This window comes from Faecalibacterium sp. An192 (genome assembly GCF_002160175.1).
Lineage (GTDB): Bacteria > Bacillota > Clostridia > Oscillospirales > Ruminococcaceae > Faecalibacterium.
The window spans coordinates 15,788-33,134 of record NZ_NFKB01000004.1; the positions used below are offsets into that span (position 1 = coordinate 15,788).

Consider the following 17,347-nt stretch of genomic DNA (forward strand, 5'->3'; position numbering starts at 1 on the left):
GGCACAGCCGCGCCCTGAGCGCATTGAATGAAAGATTATTGAGGAGTGTGGAACCAGTGCCTAAGACAAAATCCCAATACGACAGCACCTTGCATCTGCCCAAGACCCTGTTTGAAATGCGTGCCGGCCTTCCCAAGAAGGAGCCCGCCATGCTGGAGGACTGGAACAAGAACGATCTGTACAATGAGCTGATGAAGCACAACGAGGGCAAGCCCACCTTTGTGCTCCACGATGGCCCTCCGTACGCCAACGGCAACATTCACATGGGCACCGCCCTGAACAAGATCATCAAGGATATCATCATCCGCGAGAAGAACATGGACGGCTACAAGGCCCCCTATATCCCCGGTTTTGATACCCACGGCCTGCCCATCGAGCTGAAGGCTCTGGCATCGGTCGGCGACAAGAAGAAGGACATCTCCAAGCTGGGCCTGCGCCAGATCTGCGAGAAGTTCGCCACCGAGCACATCGACATCATGAGCGACCAGTTCAAGCGTCTGGGCGTTATTGGCGATTTTGAGCACCCCTACCTCACCCTGAAGCCCGAGTTTGAGGCCCGCCAGATCGAGATCTTCGGCGAGATGGCCAAGAAGGGCTATATCTACAAGGGCCTGAAGCCGGTTTACTGGTGCCCCGAGTGCCGCACCGCTCTGGCCGAGGCCGAAATCGAGTACGGCGAGGACGATTGTGATTCCATCTTCGTCCGGTTCCATGTCACCCAGGACCCCAACGGCGTGCTGGCCAAGTACGGCATCCCCATGGACAAGACCTGGTTTGTGATCTGGACCACCACCACCTGGACCCTGCCCGCCAACGAGGCCATCTGCCTGAACGGCGCTCTGGAGTACTCCTTCGTCAAGTTCAACGGCGAGTACCACATCATGGCCACCGACCTGATCGAGAGCGTCATGAAGGCCTGCAACATCACCGAGTATGAGGTGGTGGGCCAGCCGGTTCTGGGCTCCGAGTTCGAGCTGATGCGCTATCAGCACGTCTACCTGCCCAAGGAGGGCACCGTGATCCTGGGCGATCACGTCACTCTGGAGAGCGGCTCTGGCTGTGTTCACACCGCCGGCGGCCACGGCGTGGACGACTTCAACGTCAGCCAGAAGTACAATGTGCCCATCACCGTTCCTGTGGACGACGGCGGCTATCTGACCGAGCTGGCCGGCAAGTACGCAGGCCAGAAGGTCTGGGCTTCCAACAAGACCATCCTGGCAGACCTGACCGCTTCCGGCGCTGTGCTGGGCCAGGTCCACATCAAGCACCAGTATCCGCACTGCTGGCGCTGCCATAACCCCATCATCTTCCGCGCCACCGAGCAGTGGTTCTGCTCCATCGACGCCTTCAAGGAGGATGTCTACCAGGCCATCGACGGCGTCCAGTGGATGCCGGAGTGGGGCCATGACCGTATGTACGGCATGGTGCGTGACCGCAGCGACTGGTGCATCAGCCGTCAGCGTACCTGGGGTGTGCCCATTCCTGCCTTCTACTGCAAGAAGTGCGGCAAGTACCACATCACCGACGCCACCATCAAGGCTGTCAGCGACCTGTTCCGCAAGGAGGGCTCGGACGCTTGGTACAAGTATGAGGCCGAAGAGATCATCCCCGCAGGGGAGGTCTGTGAGAACTGCGGCGGCACCGAGTGGACCAAGGACACCGACATCATGGACGTGTGGTTCGACTCCGGTTCCACCCACCGCGCCGTTCTGGAGGAGCGCTCCGAGCTGCACTTCCCGGCTGACCTCTATATGGAGGGCGCCGACCAGTTCCGCGGCTGGTTCCAGTCCAGCCTGCTGACCAGCGTCGCCAGCCGCGGCGTTGCTCCCTACAAGGCTGTTCTGTGCCACGGCTGGGTCGTGGACGAGCAGGGCAAGCAGATGCACAAGAGCGCCGGCAACGGCGTGGAGCCCGCCGAGATCATCAAGGATTACGGCGCCGATATCATCCGTCTGTGGGTCGCTTCCTCCGACTACACCGTGGACGTCCGCGCCGGCAAGAACATCTTCAAGCAGCTGAGCGAGGCCTACCGCAAGATCCGCAACACCGCCCGCTTCATCCTGGGCAACCTGGACGGCTTTGATCCCAACACCGACATGCTGCCGGTGGATCAGCTGCAGGAGATCGACCGCTGGGCTCTGGCTGCTCTGGACGACCTGCTGCAGGAGACCGATGCAGGCTATGCAGCCTACAACTTCAACAAGGTCTACCACGCTGTCTACAACTTCTGCGTTGTGGCTATGTCCAACTTCTACCTGGATGTCACCAAGGACCGTCTGTACTGCACCAATGGCGCAGCCCGTCAGGCTGCCCAGACCGCCATGTACAAGATCCTGGTGGCCCTGGACAAGATCATCGCTCCCATCCTGTGCTTCACCAGCCAGGAGATCTGGGACTTCATGCCCAAGATGGAGGGCATGAACCGCTATGTGGTCTTTGAGGATATGCCGCACGCCGGCCAGTATGCCACCGACGAGGCCTTCAAGGCCAAGTGGGCCAAGCTGATCGCTGTCCGCGACGAGGTGAAGAAGTCCCTGGAGATCGCCCGCAACGACAAGAAGATCGGCGCTTCTCTGGAAGCTACCGTCACCCTGTACTGCAGCGATGAGCTGTACGAACTGCTGAACAGCGTTCCCATGGACGAGCTGGCCGACCTGATGATCGTCTCCCGCGTGGAGCTGGTCAAGGGCGAGGGCGGCAATGCCTCCGCTCTGGAGGGCCTGGGCGTCACCACCGAACACGCCGTGGGCGACAAGTGCGAGCGCTGCTGGAAGTATACTGCCGACATCGGCACCCATCCGGCTCATCCCACCCTGTGCGCACGCTGCGCCAGCGTCATCGAGGGCTGATGGCCTGATCCCCGTTTTTTGTGAAAAATAGAAGAGCGGCGTTCCCTCTGGTTTGTCTTGGGGAGCGCCGTTCTTTGCAAACGCCGTTTTTGAAAGAAACTGTCAGGGCGGGGCCCGCCGCATGAATGCTGCGGGCCCTGGCTCTCTCACAGGAGTCGTTTTATGTTTGTGTTCCTGAATCTCGTCTGCATCGCGGCCCTGGTGGGCATCGATCAGGCGATCAAGCTCTGGGCCGTCCACTCGCTGCAGCCGGTTGGCTCGATGCCCCTGATCCCTCATGTGATCGAGCTGCGCTTTGTCTACAATGAGGGCATGTCCTTCAGCCTCCTCAGCGGCAAACAGGGCTTTCTGATTGCCGCTACCAGCATCGGTCTGCTGGCCATTGCATGGTGGCTGTTCACCCGCTGCCGCAACGACCAGCTGCAGCGCTGGGCCTGGATTCTGGTTCTGGGCGGCGGCATCGGCAACCTGATCGACCGCATCGCCGAGGGCCGCGTGGTGGACTATCTCAACCTGCTGTTTATGGATTTCGCCATCTTCAACTTCGCCGATATCTGCATCTGTGTGGGTATGGGCCTGTGGATTCTGGCGGTGATCCTTGAGGAGCGCCGTCATCCGGAAGGAAAAGAATAAGCCATGGAACAGCGAGAGTTTTCGGTAGAGGCAGAGGACGCGGGCCAGCGGATTGACCGCTTTCTTGCAGGAGAAGACACAGGCCTGTCCCGCAGCGCCCTGCAAAACCTGATGGCGGACGGCCATGTCCTGGCCAACGGCCGCCCTGCGGCCAAAAACCTCAAGCTCAAGGCAGGGGATACCATTCTGGTGGAGATCCCGGACGCGACGCCCATTGCCGCCGTGCCCCAGGATATCCCCCTGAACGTGGTCTATGAGGATGCCCACCTGCTGGTGGTAAACAAACCCAAAGGGATGGTGGTGCATCCCGCGCCCGGCAACCCGGACGGAACCCTGGTCAACGCCCTGCTGTGGCATTGCCGGGGCAGTCTGTCGGGGATTGGCGGCGAGATTCGCCCCGGCATCGTTCACCGCATCGACAAGGACACCAGCGGCCTGCTGGTGGTGGCCAAGGATGACCCCACCCACATCGGCCTGTCCCGCCAGATGGCGGAACACAGCGTGGAGCGGGCCTATCAGACGGTGGTCTATGGAGGCTTTGCCCAGGACGAGGGCTTTGTGGAGAGCTATCTGGGCCGGTCCAAAACCGACCGCAAAAAGATGGCGGTCTGCCCTGACGGCGAGCCCCACGCCAAATATGCCTACACCGGCTGGCGGGTGCTGGAACGGCTGGGGGAGTTCACCCTGCTGGAATGCCGCCTGAAAACCGGGCGGACCCATCAAATCCGTGTGCATATGGCTTCGCTGCATCACCCGGTGGCAGGGGACCCGGTCTACGGCCCCCGGAACTGTATCACCAGCCTCCATGGGCAGTGCCTCCACGCCAAGACCCTGGGTTTTGTGCACCCGGCAACGGGGGAGTGGATGTCCTTTGACAGCGAACTGCCCGATTATTTCACCCATTTTCTGGCTTCCTTAAGGAGGGGACGGACATGAGACAGCCGCTGGAATCCACGCTGGTCCTCTGCGACCTGGACGCCCTGATGCTGGGGCCGGACGGCAACCTGACCCAGGTGCTGCGGGATGTCCTGCAGCTGTTCACGGCCCGGGGCGGCCGCCTGACCGTGTTCTCCCAAAAGACCCCCAAGGCGGTCCGCACCATTCTGGGCAGCGTGTCTCTGGCGGCGCCTGCGATGCTGTGCGGCGGCACCCTGGTGTACAGCTTTGCCGCAGGCACCGGCCAGGCCATGAGCAGCTTCGAAATGCTGGGGGATGCGTTTCTCTCCCAGCTGCCCTCGGTGCCCGGCGTCGGCGTGGCCCTCCAGATGAAAGACGGCGTCACCCGGGTCTGCCGGATGAGTCATGCGCTGGAACGCCATCTTCGCCGGGAGTGGACCCCGTATCTGCTCACCACGCCGGGCGGGGTGAACAGCGCCGACGTGCTGCGGATTCTGCTGTATCAGGACGCCAAGGTCATCCCGACCCTGCAGGCCTTTGAGAAGGCCGTGGAGGAGGCCGGCGTGCCGGTCCGCCAGGAGCGGCTGGCCATCGACTGCCTGGCCCTGACTCCCGACGCCATGAGCGTGGGGGCGGCCTTCAGCGCGGTGTGCGCTTCTGCCCGGCTTTCCCCGGAAAATATCACCGTCCTGGCGGGCAGCGGGCCCATGGTGGACCTGATGCGTCTGGCGGGCCAGAGCGCGGCGGCCTTTGATGCGCCGGCGGAAGTCCGTCTGGCGGCAGGGCAGATCACCTATTGCCGCGCCGCTGAGGGCGCCGCCGCAGAATATCTCTACCAACTGGTGCGGAGCAGCGAGGGGCAGAGGTAAAATTCCTGTAAAAAGTTCTCCGTACTTCGTGCGGAGGGCTTTCTTTTTTGGAGAGGATACAGTACAATGAAAAGGAAACGTGTGACCAGACAGGAAATTGTCTTTCTGGCTGTATCGCTTGCGGCGTCGGCGCTCATTTTGGGGCTGGCCTTTCTGGATGCAGCACCTCTGCGCCCTGCGGAGGAGGATGGGAACACGTATGCGGCGGATACGCTGCTGGATGCCGCGCAGGTGGATTTGAACACCGCCGGCCTGGAAGCACTGTGTACTCTGCCTGGCATTGGGGAAAAGAAAGCGCAGGCCATCCTCGACGACCGCGCCGCCAACGGCCCTTATGAGCGGGTCGAGGACGTAACACGGGTAAGCGGAATTACCCAAAACACCATCCGGAACTGGACGCGGATCGCCTATGTGAGCTGACAGGCCGGACAAAAGGGGAATGAGGACAATGAAGGAAGAAAGCATTTTTATCAACCGGGAATTGAGCTGGCTGGATTTTAACCAGCGGGTTCTGGTGCTGGGCAAGGACAAAAACGTTCCTTTGGCTGAACAGCTCAAGTTCCTGGCCATTTACGGGTCCAACCTGGACGAATTTTTCATGGTTCGTGTGGGCTCGCTGCAGGAGCGGGCCAACCTCAAGGGCAAGAAGGAAAAGCCCGAGAACAAGACCAACATGACCCCCGAGGAGCAGCTGAACGCCATCATGCCCAAGACGGCGGAACTGCAGATGGACTGCGACAAGTACTATCACAAGGCGCTGGAAGCGCTGGCCGAGCACGGCTACCGGAAGGTCAACTTTGATAAGATCACCAAGGAAGAGGAGCGGTTCTGGAAGAAATATTTCCAGAATGAGCTGTTCCCCATCCTGAGCCCCCAGATTGTGGACAACCGCCATCCCTTCCCGTTCCTGCGCAACAAGGAAATCTACCTGGGCGTGCTGCTGAAGGACAAGAAGGAAGGGGATGTGAGCCTGGGCATCATCCCCATTTCCAGCCAGATGGAGCGCCTGTGCTTCCTGAAGCGGGACGGGGAGACCCTGTTCGCCCTCACCGAGGAAATGGTCTATCACTACGTCAGCATGGTGTTTGCCAAGGAGACCATCCTGGAAAAATGCCTGTTCCGTGTGACCCGCAACGCCGACATCGACGTCAAAGAGGGCATGATGGATCATGATATCGACTACCGCGAGATCATGACCGAGCTGCTCAAGCGCCGCCGCAAGCTGGCGGCGGTCCGCCTGCAGGTGACCCCGGCTCCGGCGCCCGAGATCGTCAAGATGCTCTGCACCCGTCTGGAGCTGAACCACCGCCGAGTCTTTGATCAGAAGAGCCCGCTGGACCTGAGCTTTTTCTATAAACTGGATGCCCGGATGGAGAACGACGGCCACGCCGAGCTGTTCTATTCGCCGGCCCGTCCCATGCTGCCGCCCCTCAATTACAGCCTGACCAATGAGGTGCAGAAGCGGGATGTGCTGCTCTATTATCCGTACCAGTCCATCCGCCCCTTCATCACCATGCTGAAGAAGGCCGCTCGGGACCCCGAGGTCATCTCCATCAAGATGACCCTTTACCGCATGGCGCGGGAGTCCCAGATTGTGCAGGCTCTGATGGATGCCGCCGAGAACGGCAAGGAAGTGGTGGCCCTGGTGGAGCTGCGGGCCCGCTTTGACGAGCAGAACAACATTGACTGGTCCAAGCAGCTGGAAGAGGCCGGATGCACGGTGGTGTACGGCTTCGAGGACTATAAGGTCCACTCCAAGCTGACCCTGATTACCCGGAAAAACGCCGACGGCTACTCTTACATCACCCAGATCGGCACCGGCAACTACAACGAAAAGACCAGTGAGCTGTACACCGACCTCTCCTTCATCACCTCCGACCCTGATATCGGCGAGGAGGCGGCAGGCGTTTTCCAGAACCTGGCGGTTCAGAAGCTGACCGAGGAGACCGACCAGATGCTGGTGGCCCCGCTGCGGTTCAAGAGCGTCCTGCTGGATGAGATGGATCGGGTCATTGAGGCGGCACGTCTGGGCCGCCCTGCGTCCATGATCCTGAAAAACAACTCCATCAGCGACCGGGATATCATCCTCAAGCTGGAAGAGGCCAGCTGCGCCGGCGTCCGCATCGACATGATTGTCCGCGGCATCTGCTGCGTCCGTGCCGGTGTGCCGGGCAAGACCGAGAATCTGCATATTCGCAGCATTGTGGGCCGCTATCTGGAGCACGCCCGGATTTACAGCTTCTTTGATGGCCGGGAGACCCGGGTGTATATTGCCTCGGGCGACTTTCTGACCCGGAATACCGAGTGCCGCGTGGAAGTGGGCGTCCGGATCAAGGACCCGGTACTGGTCAAGAAGCTGTCCGACATCCTGGAGATGCAGCTGGCCGACAACGTGAACGCCCGGGAGATGCAGCCCGACGGCAGCTATCAGAAGGTCAAGCACGCCCCCGGCGAGCCTCTGGTCAACAGCCAGATGGGAATGTACGAGCTGCTGCGGGACGACTGGACCGGCGGCCGCTATGTCCACTCGAATGTGCACACCCCGGCGGAGCCGGCCGCAGAGGCCGAACCGGTGGCAGCGGAGGTTCCCGTTCAGGAACCTGTTCCCCAGCCTGCTGCTCCGGTGACCCCGGCAGAGCCCGCCGCGCCTGCAGCGCCCGCTGCAACGGCTGCAGAGCCGGTCCGTCCCGCACCCGCCGTCCAGCCTGTGGCTGAGCCGGCTCCCTGCGTGGTGGAAGCTCCCGCCCCGGCGGAGCCGTCCAAGCCCGCCGAGACCATTGTGGTGGTGAAGGAACAGCCCCAGGAGGGTCTGTTCTCCCGTCTGCGGAAAGCCCTCTTTGGCAATAAGAACCAGTAATTTTGGCATGCACCTGCCTGTCCCTGCATACAATAGCCCCAGATGAAAAGGGGGCGTTGGGGTGCAGGCAAGGCGGATGCAGCGAAAAAAGAATCGAACCAGATTTTCATGGACAGCCCGTCGAAGGGCTGCCGGGCGGAGAAAAGGCCGCCTGACAGCTCTTTTGTGCGGGCTGCTCCTGTGTTGTGCCGCGGCGGCCGCCCTGCGGGCCTGTGCCCGGGAGGAGGCCCCGGCGGGATGCAGCCTGAAAAGCCGGGTCCCGGACCAGGACTTTGTCTTTCCCCTGGGGACAAGCGGCTGGTATGTCTCGTCGGGGTATGGCTGGCGTGTGGACCCGTTTGATGAGGAACAGGAGGATTTCCACCAGGGGGTGGATCTGGCCTGTGCTGAGGGCACGCCGGTTCTGGCTGCCATGGACGGGGTGATCTTTGCCGCCGGGCGAAGCGCCAGCTATGGCAATTACATCCGCCTGACCCATTCCGATGGCATCGAGACCCTCTATGCCCATCTCCAATACCTCTACGCCCGGCCCGGCCAGGTGGTCAGGGCAGGGGAGGTTCTGGGCACAGCGGGGCAGACCGGGCGGGCCACCGGACCCCATCTGCATTTTGAATTGCTGTACCGGGCGGTCCGCTATGACCCGTCAGCCCTGCTGGGCCTGGAGGACGCCGTATGAGGCGGGGGACGGTTTTCCCGCGGCGGGTGCAGGTAGGGCCGGTGGTTTTTCGGGATCCTTTCTTTACCTGCAGCCTGCTGTATCTGCTGCTCTACTTTGACAGCAGCCAGTTTCTGCGCATCGGGCTGCTGGCCGCCTGTCTGCACGAGTGCGGGCATATTTTGGTGTTCTGTCTGCTGTTCCGACGCCTGCCGGTCATCGAGGTGACCATGACGGGGTTCTGTATGCAGACCCGCGGCCTCGCCATGAAACCGTGGCAGAGGTTCGGTCTGGCGGCCGCCGGGCCGGGGACCAATGCGCTGCTGGCGGCGGTGTGGTATCTGCGGCTGTGCCAGCAGTTTACGGTGTGGGATGCGGCCTTCTGGGCGGCCAATATCCTGACGGGTCTGTTCAACCTGCTGCCGGTGCCGCCCCTGGACGGCGCCCAGATGGCCGCCGCTCTGGCCCATCGGAAATGAAAAAATTGCAATCCGGCCCGAAATAGGGTACAATAAGAAAACCAAGGAAATAAAAACGGGATAAAACCCGATAGTGGAGGAACCCAATGTTTGACCCAAAGCTGAAAGAAGCGCTGAGCCATGTGCAGAAGCCGGGCCGTTATACCGGCGGCGAGCCGGGCAGCGTTTACAAGGAGAAGGACAAGGTGGACGTCCGCTTTGCCTTCTGCTTCCCCGATACCTACGAGGTGGGTATGTCCTTTTTGGGGGAGAAAATCCTGTATGAGCTCCTGAACGCCCACGAGAACTGGTGGTGCGAGCGGGCCTTCATGCCCTGGCTGGACATGAAAGCCGAGATGGAGCGTCTGGGCCTGCCCCTGTACACCATGGAGAGCAAAGATCCCCTCACCGCATTCGACGCGGTGGGCTTTACCCTCCAGTATGAGCTGTCCTACACCAACATTCTGGCCATGCTGGATCTGGCGGGAATTCCCCTCTATGCAGCCGACCGGGATGAAAAATGGCCTCTGATCGTGGCCGGCGGCCCCTGTACCTGCAACTCGGAGCCGGTGGCAGCCTTCTTCGATGTGATCCAGCTGGGTGAGGGCGAGCGTCAGCTGCCCGCCATCTGCTCCGCCATCGAGCAGGGCAAGAAGGAGGGCATCTCCAAAAAGGAGCTGCTGCTGCGGATTGCAAAAATCCCCGGCGTGTATATCCCGGCCTTCTATGACGTGACCTATTACGAGGACGGCCGGGTCAAGGCCATCACCCCCAATGAGCCGGGCATCCCGGCGGTGGTGACCAAGGCCATCATCCAGAACATGAACGACTTTGCCCCGCCCACCAACTTTGTGGTGCCCATGGTGGGAGCCATCCAGGACCGGGCCAGCATCGAAGTGCTGCGCGGCTGTGTCCGCGGCTGCCGGTTCTGCCAGGCAGGTTTCCTGTACCGGCCCATGCGCCAGCGGGACGCCGGCCTACTGAACAAGGCAGCGCAGGACCTGTGCGCCAACACCGGCTATGAGGAACTGAGTCTGTCCAGCCTGTCCACCTCGGACCACAGCCAGCTGGAGGAACTGCTGGACGACCTGAACAGCTGGGCTCCCCAGGAGCACGTGAGCCTGTCTCTGCCCTCGCTGCGGATGGACAACTTCTCCGAGAGCCTGATCGAAAAGACCACCCGGGTCCGCAAGAGCGGCCTGACCTTCGCAGCGGAAGCCGGCACCCAGCGCCTGCGGGACGTCATCAACAAAAACGTCACCTGGGACGAGATCGAAAAGACCTGCCGCATCGCCTTTGAGGCAGGGTACACCTCGGTCAAGCTGTATTTCATGATGGGCCTGCCCACCGAGACCATGGAGGATATCGAGGGCATCGCCAATACCGCCCAGAAGGTGGTGGACCTCTACTACAGCATGGACCATGCCAAGGGCAAGGGCGTGCAGGTGACGGTCAGCTGCGCCTGCTTTGTGCCCAAGCCCCATACGCCCTTCCAGTTTGTGCCCATGGACACCGCCGAGACCCTCCAGGCCAAGCAGAAGCATCTGCTGGAGAGCGTCCACAGCCGGAAGATCAAGGTCAACTACCACGACAGCAAGACCAGCTTCCTGGAAGGCGTTTTCGCCAAGGGCGACCGCCGTCTGGCGCCGGCGCTGGTGGAGGCCTACCGCCGCGGCTGCTACTTTGACGGCTGGGAGGAGTGCTTCCAGTATGACACCTGGATGAAGGTCTTTGAGGACCTGGGCATCGATCCCCATTTCTACTGCAACCGGGCCATTGGCCTGGACGAGGTGACCCCCTGGTCCCATATGGATTACGGCATCACCCACGAATACCTGGTGCGGGAGTACAAGCGGGCACTGGCTGCCCAGACCACCCCGCCCTGCAACCGCGCCTGCGGCGGATGCGGCGCAAACCGTCTGTTGGGAGGACCCTGCTTTGATTACAGTTCGGATCTGGTTTGAAAAACGAAATGAAGCCTCGTACATCTCTCTGCTGGATATGCAGCGGGTGATGCAGCGGGTGCTCAAGCGCAGCGGCCTGCCGGTCTGGCACACCCTGGGCTTCAATCCCCATATCTATATGACCTTTACCTGTCCGCTGTCTCTGGGACAGGAGAGCCTGTGCGAGAGCGTGGACGTCAAGACCGAGGAGGAGGCCCCGGATTTCCGGGCATGGCAGGACAAGCTGAACGCCATCATGCCGGCGGGCATCCATGTCTATCAGGTGGAACCGGTCCAGGACAAGGCCAGCGCCATCGCATTTGCCTGCTATACCATCAGCTATCCCGCAGCGGCCCAGTCCAAGCTGGAAGCCTACAATGCTCTGGAGGCAGCTCCAGTGGAGAAGAAGGGCAAAAAGAAGTCCAAGCAGGTGGACCTGAAGGCTTATGTCCCGTCCATTGCCTGCCGTGCGGCAGGGGAGCGGGTGGAGTTCGATGTCTGCCTGCCCGCCGCCCAGGAGCTGAACCTGAACCCGGCCCTGCTGACGGCCTTCCTGGAGAGTCAGTTTGGACTGTCCTCGGCGGAGGCATCCATCCTGCGCACCGCCCTGCTCAAGGCCGACAAGACCCCCTTCTGCGCCGGTCAGACGGCCGGTGCCGTCTGAAAAAAGCCGGGCAGGGAAGGTAGAAAAATTTTCGCCCGTTTTTTGGTGAAAACGCTTGCTTTCCCGGCGGGTTTGTGCTATCATAGTTAGGCGTTAGTGTCCGCTGAGACCACAGCGGGGTTAATGACAAGCAATCATTAAACGGGCGGTCCTCTGACGGCAGATGTGCCGTGTATGAACGTCTAAAACAAATGGAGGATCATCAAATGGACGCACTGAAGATTATTTCCGAGGGCAGCATCAAGGCTGAGCGCCCCCAGTTCAACGTTGGCGACACCGTTCGTGTGGACGTCCGCATCAAGGAAGGCGAGCGTGAGCGTATCCAGGCCTTCGAGGGCACCGTCATTGCCAAGAAGCACGGCGGCGTCGCTGAGACCTTTACCGTTCGCCGCGTCGCTTACGGCGTGGGCATCGAGCGTGTCTTCCCCGTCAACAGCCCCTTCGTTGAGAAGGTGACCGTTGTCCGCAAGGGTAAGGTCCGCCGCGCAAAGCTGTACTACCTGCGCAACCGCACCGGCAAAGCTGCCAAGGTCAAGAGCGATATCTGATCATCCACAGTCTGCCTGTCAGGCTGGTCGAAGGGAAAAGGGACACTTGTTGTCCCTTTTTTCTTTATCCTTTCACAGCCTGCCTCTTTTACCGGGGCAGGCTGTGTGGTAAAATAACAGGGAAAACGTCAAGGAATGCGGGGTGCAATGGATGATAAACGCAAAGCGTGAACCGGAGGCGGCATCGATGCCGGGGCAGGGTGTGATTGAGTGGTATGAAGCGCTGATCTCTGCGCTGGTGGTCATGGTGCTGCTGTTCTCCTTCTTTTTCCGGATCATTCAGGTGGACGGCGCATCCATGAACCCGACCCTCTGGGATGGGGACAAGCTGGTGGTCTGGGGGGCAGGCTATACCCCCCAGCGGGGCGATGTGGTCATCGTGGATGACTATACCTCCTATGGCAAGCCCCTGGTCAAGCGGGTCATCGCCAAAGGCGGGGATACCATCTCCATTGACTATACCTCCGGCACCGTGACCGTCAACGGGGAAGTGCTGCAGGAGGACTATATCGCCGAGCCCACCTTCCTGGGCTATGACGTGGAATTTCCCTATACCGTGCCCGAAGGGGAATTGTTCCTGATGGGCGACAACCGCAACGCCTCGCTGGACAGCCGTTCGTCCAGCATCGGGTGCATTGCGGAGGAGGATATCCTGGGCAAAGTGCTGTTCTGCTTTTTGCCCCTGGAGGATGCAGGAGTGGTCAAGTGAACAACGAAGAACTTCAATTTTCCAATCAATATAATATCCAGTGGTTCCCGGGCCATATGGCCCGGACCCTGCGGGTGATGGAGCAGGAGATCCAGCATGTGGACGCCAGCCTGATTCTGCTGGACGCCCGGATTCCTCTGTCCAGCCTCAACCCGGAGGTGGAGCGGATCACTGCCCGCAAACCCCGGCTCTACGCCCTGAACAAGGCCGACCTGGCCGACCCCGCTGTCACCGAGGAGTGGATCCGGTATTTCCGGGCCGCCGACGCCGGCTGTGTGGCCATCAACGCCAAGAGCAAGGGCGGCACCGCTGCGGTGCGCGCCGCCATCGAGAAAGAGCTGTCGGGTCTGCTGGCCCGGCGTCAGGCTCGGGGCATGAGCGGCGCCAAAACCCAGATCATGCTCTGCGGCATTCCCAACGTGGGCAAGTCCACCTTTATCAATACCTTTGCAGGGTCGGTGCGGGCCAAGGCCGCCGACCGCCCCGGCGTCACCAAGGGCAAACAGTGGGTCTCCACCGACAAGTTTGACCTGCTGGATATGCCCGGTGTTCTGTGGAAGAAATTTGACTCCAAGACCACGGCCTCCAATCTGGCTTTCATCGGTTCCATCAAGGACGATATCCTGGATGTGGAGGAGCTGGCCATGAACCTGCTGGACGAGGTTCGCCGGAACTATCCCGAACTGGTGGCCAGCCGGTACAAGCTGGATCAGGAAGCCCTGGCTCTGCCTCCCTATGAGCTGATGGAGGCCATCGGCCGCAAGCGGGGCCTGCTGGTCCGGGGCGGCGAGGTCAACACCGAGCGGTGCGCCATCATGCTGGTGGATGAGTTCCGGGCCTGCAAGTGGGGTCGGATCACCCTGGAGCGCCCGCCCTTCCGCGAGGACCAGGAGGAGATCGAGGAATGAAGCGAAAGACCGACGAGGAAATCTCCCGCCCGCTCTACGATTACGACGACGCCGTCCGGGCAGCCAGCGGCTGCTTTGCGGGGGTGGACGAGGCGGGCCGGGGTCCGCTGTGCGGCCCGGTCTGCGTGGCAGCCTGCATTCTGGACCCCACCAAACCGGTCTGGGGCATCAACGACTCCAAAAAGCTCACCGAAAAAAAGAGGGAAGCCCTCTTTGATGAAATCAAAGAAAAAGCCCTGGCCTACAGCATCGTGTTTGTGGGCCCAGACATCATCGACCGGGACAATATCCTGAAAGCCACCATGAACGGGATGCGGGAGGCAGTGGAAAAGCTGGAAATCACCCCCAACCTGGTTTTGGTGGACGGCAACCGCTGCCCCGATGGGCTGGCCATGACGGCCCAGCCTGTGGTCAAGGGGGATGCCATCAGCGCCAGCATTGGCGCGGCATCCATTCTGGCCAAGGTCAGCCGGGACCGCTACATGATGGAACTGGATCGGCAGTACCCCCAGTATCAGCTGGCCAAACACAAGGGCTATCCCACCAAGCTTCACTATGAGCTGATCGCCCAGTATGGCATCCAGCCTTTTTACCGCCGCAGCTTTTTGAAAAAGCAGGGCTACTGGACGGAGGAGAAGTGATGGACCCCGCAGAGGTGGGCCGGCGTGGAGAGCGGGCGGCAGCGCTGTATTATATCCAGCGGGGCTGTACGCTGCTGGAACACAACTACCGCATCCGCGGCGGGGAAATTGATCTGATTCTCCGCACGCCGGAGGGACACATCGTCATTTGTGAGGTCAAAACCCGCACCAATCCCAACGCCGTGTGCCGGCCTTCCGCTTCGGTGACCAAGGCCAAACAACGGCGTTTAATCCGTGCGGCGCGCTATTATTTATCCGAGACCAATCAGCAGGAAGCTTTTGTCCACTTCGATGTGGCAGAAGTGACCCCTCTTGACAGTGGACGCTGGATGGTACATATTATTAAAAGGGCATTTGATGCAAGCGAGCGAAACTACGACTCAGGATGGAAAAGGAGCGATTGAAAATGCAGTTTTTCAGCACGAGAGACCAGGGCCGGCGTGTGACCTCCTCGGAGGCCATCGTGCAGGGCCTGTCGGATGAGGGCGGCCTGTTTGTACCCGAGTCCTTCCCCCAGGTGGATGCCAAGGCCATCTGCGATCTGGAATATCCGGCCATGGCAGCCGCAGTTCTCAAAGAATATCTGACCGACTATGATCCGGCCTTCCTGGCTGAGGCAGCCGCCAAAACCTACGGCGACGCCTTTGGGGGCAAGGCAGGTTATCTGGCCCCTGTGGAAGGGGATACCTGGGCGCTGGAGCTGTGGCATGGTCCCACCTGCGCCTTCAAGGATTATGCTTTGCAGCTGATGCCCAAGCTTCTGGTGGAGGCCAAGCACAACCTGAATCACACCGAAAAGACCCTGATTCTGGTGGCCACCAGCGGCGATACCGGCAAGGCCGCCCTGGACGGCTATCACGATATCTCCGGTGTGGAGATCGCTGTGTTCTATCCCACCGGCGGCACCAGCGAAATCCAGCGCCTCCAGATGGCCACCCAGGAAGGCGCCAACGTGGCGGTGTACGCAGTGCGGGGCAACTTTGACGATGCCCAGACCGGCGTCAAGCGGGTCTTTGCCGACAAGGCCATCGCCGCCCAGCTGGCCCAGCGGAACATCCATCTTTCCAGCGCCAACTCCATCAACTGGGGCCGCCTGGTGCCGCAGATTGTCTACTACTTTGCGGCCTATGCCCAGCTGGTCAAGGCGGGGAAGATCTCCTTTGGCCAGGAAGTGGACTTCTGCGTCCCCACCGGCAACTTCGGCGATATTCTGGCGGGCTATTACGCCAAGCGGATGGGCCTGCCTGTGGGCCGTCTGGTCTGTGCGTCCAACAAAAACAACGTTCTGACCGATTTTCTGCGCACCGGCACCTATACCGCCAAGCGGACCTTCTATAAGACTTCTTCCCCCAGCATGGACATTCTGGTGTCCTCCAACCTGGAGCGTCTGCTGTACCATGTCACCGGCAGCGACGCCGAGGTGGCCTCTCTGATGAGCCGCCTGAACCAGGAGGGGAGCTACACCGTCCGTCCTGAGACTCTGGCTGCCATCCAGGAAACCTTTGCCTGCGGCTATGCCGAGGAGGACCAGGTGGCCCGGGAAATCCGTACCCGCTGGGAGAAGGACGGCTATCTCTGCGACACCCACACTGCCGTGGCCTTCCATGTGGCCCGCGAACAGAAGCGGGAAGGGGTGCCGATGGTGGTTCTGTCCACCGCGTCGCCCTTCAAGTTCCCCCGCAGCGTGCTGGCCGCTCTGGGCCAGGCCGCGCCGGAGAACGACTTTGAGGCCATGCAGTCTCTGGAACAGTCCACCGGCCGCACCGCTCCTGCCAGCCTGGCCTGCCTGCGCCAGAAGGCGGAGCGCTTCGACGCCGTCATCGACCCGGCTGAGATCGCCGGGGTGGCGCTGAGCTATCAGGAATAAAACTAGAACAGGAGAAACGAATGGCACTTTTTGTGCTGGGCGACCCCCATCTCTCGCTGGGCGGCGCGAAACCCATGGATGTGTTCCCGGGCTGGGACGGCTATGTGGAGAAGCTCGAGGCCAACTGGCGCAAGCTGGTCAAGCCGGAGGATACGGTGGTGCTGGCGGGGGATATCAGCTGGGCAATGCGCCTGTCGGATACCCGCAAGGACTTCGCCTTTCTCCACAGCCTGCCGGGCCGGAAGCTCCTGATGAAGGGCAACCACGATTATTGGTGGTCCACCGCCAATAAGATGAACGCCTTTTTCAAGGCCGAGGGCTTCGACAGCCTCCAGCTGCTGCACAATAACTCCTACACTGTGGGGGATTACGCCCTGTGCGGCACCCGGGGCTGGCTGTTCGACGTGGGGGAGCCCCACGATGAAAAGGTGATGAACCGGGAGATCGGCCGCCTGCGGCTGAGCCTGGAGGCAGCCGAGCCGGGGAAGGAGAAGCTGGTGTTTCTCCACTACCCGCCGGTGTACACCGGAGCCGACGCGCCCGAGATTGTGGCCGTCCTCAAGGAATATGGAATCCAGCGGTGCTTTTACGCCCACCTGCATGGCAAAGCCCTTCGTTTTGCTGTGCAGGGCGAGGTGGACGGCATCCGCTATAAACTGGTCAGCGCGGACGGGCTGCGCTTCTGCCCGTATAAAATCACATGAAATGCCCCGGAAAACCAGTGGAAATTCCCAAAATGTGAAAAAACAACTGGCTTTTATGCGGCGAACGTGTTATAATAAGCGCTGACGCGATTGTCGTACCCAAAGGCGCGTGCGCCGTTTGAAAAGAAAATGGGCGCGCGGCGCA

Annotated in this window: 17 protein-coding genes; all 17 read left to right on the forward strand. The window is 60.9% G+C overall.

Translation table 11 applies throughout. The annotated features are described in order from the left end of the window. Positions 1-56: 56 nt before the first annotated feature. The 17 genes from ileS to B5F27_RS02285 all read left to right on the forward strand — a co-directional run bounded on the left by ileS (position 57) and on the right by B5F27_RS02285 (position 17,202). Entirely contained in the window at positions 57-2,849 is a 2,793-nt protein-coding gene (gene ileS / locus B5F27_RS02205) for an isoleucine--tRNA ligase (protein WP_087364379.1), read from the forward strand. A 162-nt stretch (positions 2,850-3,011) separates the two neighbouring features. Continuing rightward, the gene (lspA, locus tag B5F27_RS02210; protein ID WP_087364381.1) at positions 3,012-3,482 is read left to right on the forward strand and encodes a signal peptidase II; all 471 of its coding nucleotides are present in this window, start codon (positions 3,012-3,014) and stop codon (positions 3,480-3,482) included. 3 nt (positions 3,483-3,485) lie between these two features. After that, positions 3,486-4,418: an RluA family pseudouridine synthase gene (locus B5F27_RS02215; protein ID WP_087245812.1), complete on the forward strand. Its 933-nt coding sequence runs from the start codon at positions 3,486-3,488 to the stop codon at positions 4,416-4,418. Continuing rightward, positions 4,415-5,248, forward strand: a complete 834-nt coding sequence (locus tag B5F27_RS02220) for a haloacid dehalogenase (protein ID WP_087245810.1) — start codon at positions 4,415-4,417, stop codon at positions 5,246-5,248. The genes B5F27_RS02215 and B5F27_RS02220 overlap by 4 nt, the downstream gene beginning before the upstream one ends. Positions 5,249-5,314: 66 nt before the next feature. Next, the gene (locus B5F27_RS02225; RefSeq protein ID WP_087364382.1) at positions 5,315-5,668 is read left to right on the forward strand and encodes a helix-hairpin-helix domain-containing protein; all 354 of its coding nucleotides are present in this window, start codon (positions 5,315-5,317) and stop codon (positions 5,666-5,668) included. Between the two features lie 28 nt (positions 5,669-5,696). Then, positions 5,697-8,105 (forward strand): polyphosphate kinase 1, encoded by a 2,409-nt coding sequence (gene ppk1, locus B5F27_RS02230; RefSeq protein ID WP_087364384.1) that lies wholly within the window; start codon positions 5,697-5,699, stop codon positions 8,103-8,105. A gap of 163 nt (positions 8,106-8,268) precedes the next feature. Then, entirely contained in the window at positions 8,269-8,781 is a 513-nt protein-coding gene (locus tag B5F27_RS02235; RefSeq protein WP_275533101.1) for a M23 family metallopeptidase, read from the forward strand. Beyond that, a complete protein-coding gene (locus tag B5F27_RS02240; protein WP_087364388.1) occupies positions 8,778-9,239 on the forward strand; it encodes a M50 family metallopeptidase in 462 nt (153 codons plus the stop codon). The genes B5F27_RS02235 and B5F27_RS02240 overlap by 4 nt, the downstream gene beginning before the upstream one ends. A gap of 86 nt (positions 9,240-9,325) precedes the next feature. Further along, positions 9,326-11,182, forward strand: a complete 1,857-nt coding sequence (locus B5F27_RS02245; RefSeq protein WP_087364390.1) for a TIGR03960 family B12-binding radical SAM protein — start codon at positions 9,326-9,328, stop codon at positions 11,180-11,182. After that, a complete protein-coding gene (locus tag B5F27_RS02250) occupies positions 11,157-11,825 on the forward strand; it encodes a TIGR03936 family radical SAM-associated protein (protein WP_087245798.1) in 669 nt (222 codons plus the stop codon). The genes B5F27_RS02245 and B5F27_RS02250 overlap by 26 nt, the downstream gene beginning before the upstream one ends. A gap of 206 nt (positions 11,826-12,031) precedes the next feature. After that, positions 12,032-12,373 (forward strand): 50S ribosomal protein L19, encoded by a 342-nt coding sequence (gene rplS, locus B5F27_RS02255; protein WP_087245796.1) that lies wholly within the window; start codon positions 12,032-12,034, stop codon positions 12,371-12,373. A gap of 151 nt (positions 12,374-12,524) precedes the next feature. Further along, positions 12,525-13,082, forward strand: a complete 558-nt coding sequence (gene lepB / locus B5F27_RS02260; protein ID WP_087364392.1) for a signal peptidase I — start codon at positions 12,525-12,527, stop codon at positions 13,080-13,082. Further along, a complete protein-coding gene (gene ylqF, locus B5F27_RS02265) occupies positions 13,079-13,990 on the forward strand; it encodes a ribosome biogenesis GTPase YlqF (RefSeq protein WP_087245792.1) in 912 nt (303 codons plus the stop codon). The genes lepB and ylqF overlap by 4 nt, the downstream gene beginning before the upstream one ends. After that, positions 13,987-14,631: a ribonuclease HII gene (gene rnhB / locus B5F27_RS02270; RefSeq protein ID WP_087364394.1), complete on the forward strand. Its 645-nt coding sequence runs from the start codon at positions 13,987-13,989 to the stop codon at positions 14,629-14,631. Before ylqF ends, rnhB begins: the two co-directional genes overlap by 4 nt. Further along, the gene (locus B5F27_RS02275; protein ID WP_087364396.1) at positions 14,631-15,035 is read left to right on the forward strand and encodes a YraN family protein; all 405 of its coding nucleotides are present in this window, start codon (positions 14,631-14,633) and stop codon (positions 15,033-15,035) included. Before rnhB ends, B5F27_RS02275 begins: the two co-directional genes overlap by 1 nt. Before the next feature lie 2 nt (positions 15,036-15,037). Further along, positions 15,038-16,498, forward strand: coding sequence for a threonine synthase (gene thrC / locus B5F27_RS02280; protein ID WP_206422983.1), 1,461 nt, complete (start codon positions 15,038-15,040; stop codon positions 16,496-16,498). Between the two features lie 20 nt (positions 16,499-16,518). Next, positions 16,519-17,202 carry a metallophosphoesterase gene (locus B5F27_RS02285; RefSeq protein WP_087364399.1) on the forward strand — a complete coding sequence of 228 codons (684 nt, stop codon included), beginning with the start codon at positions 16,519-16,521 and terminating at the stop codon, positions 17,200-17,202. Positions 17,203-17,347: the final 145 nt, after the last annotated feature.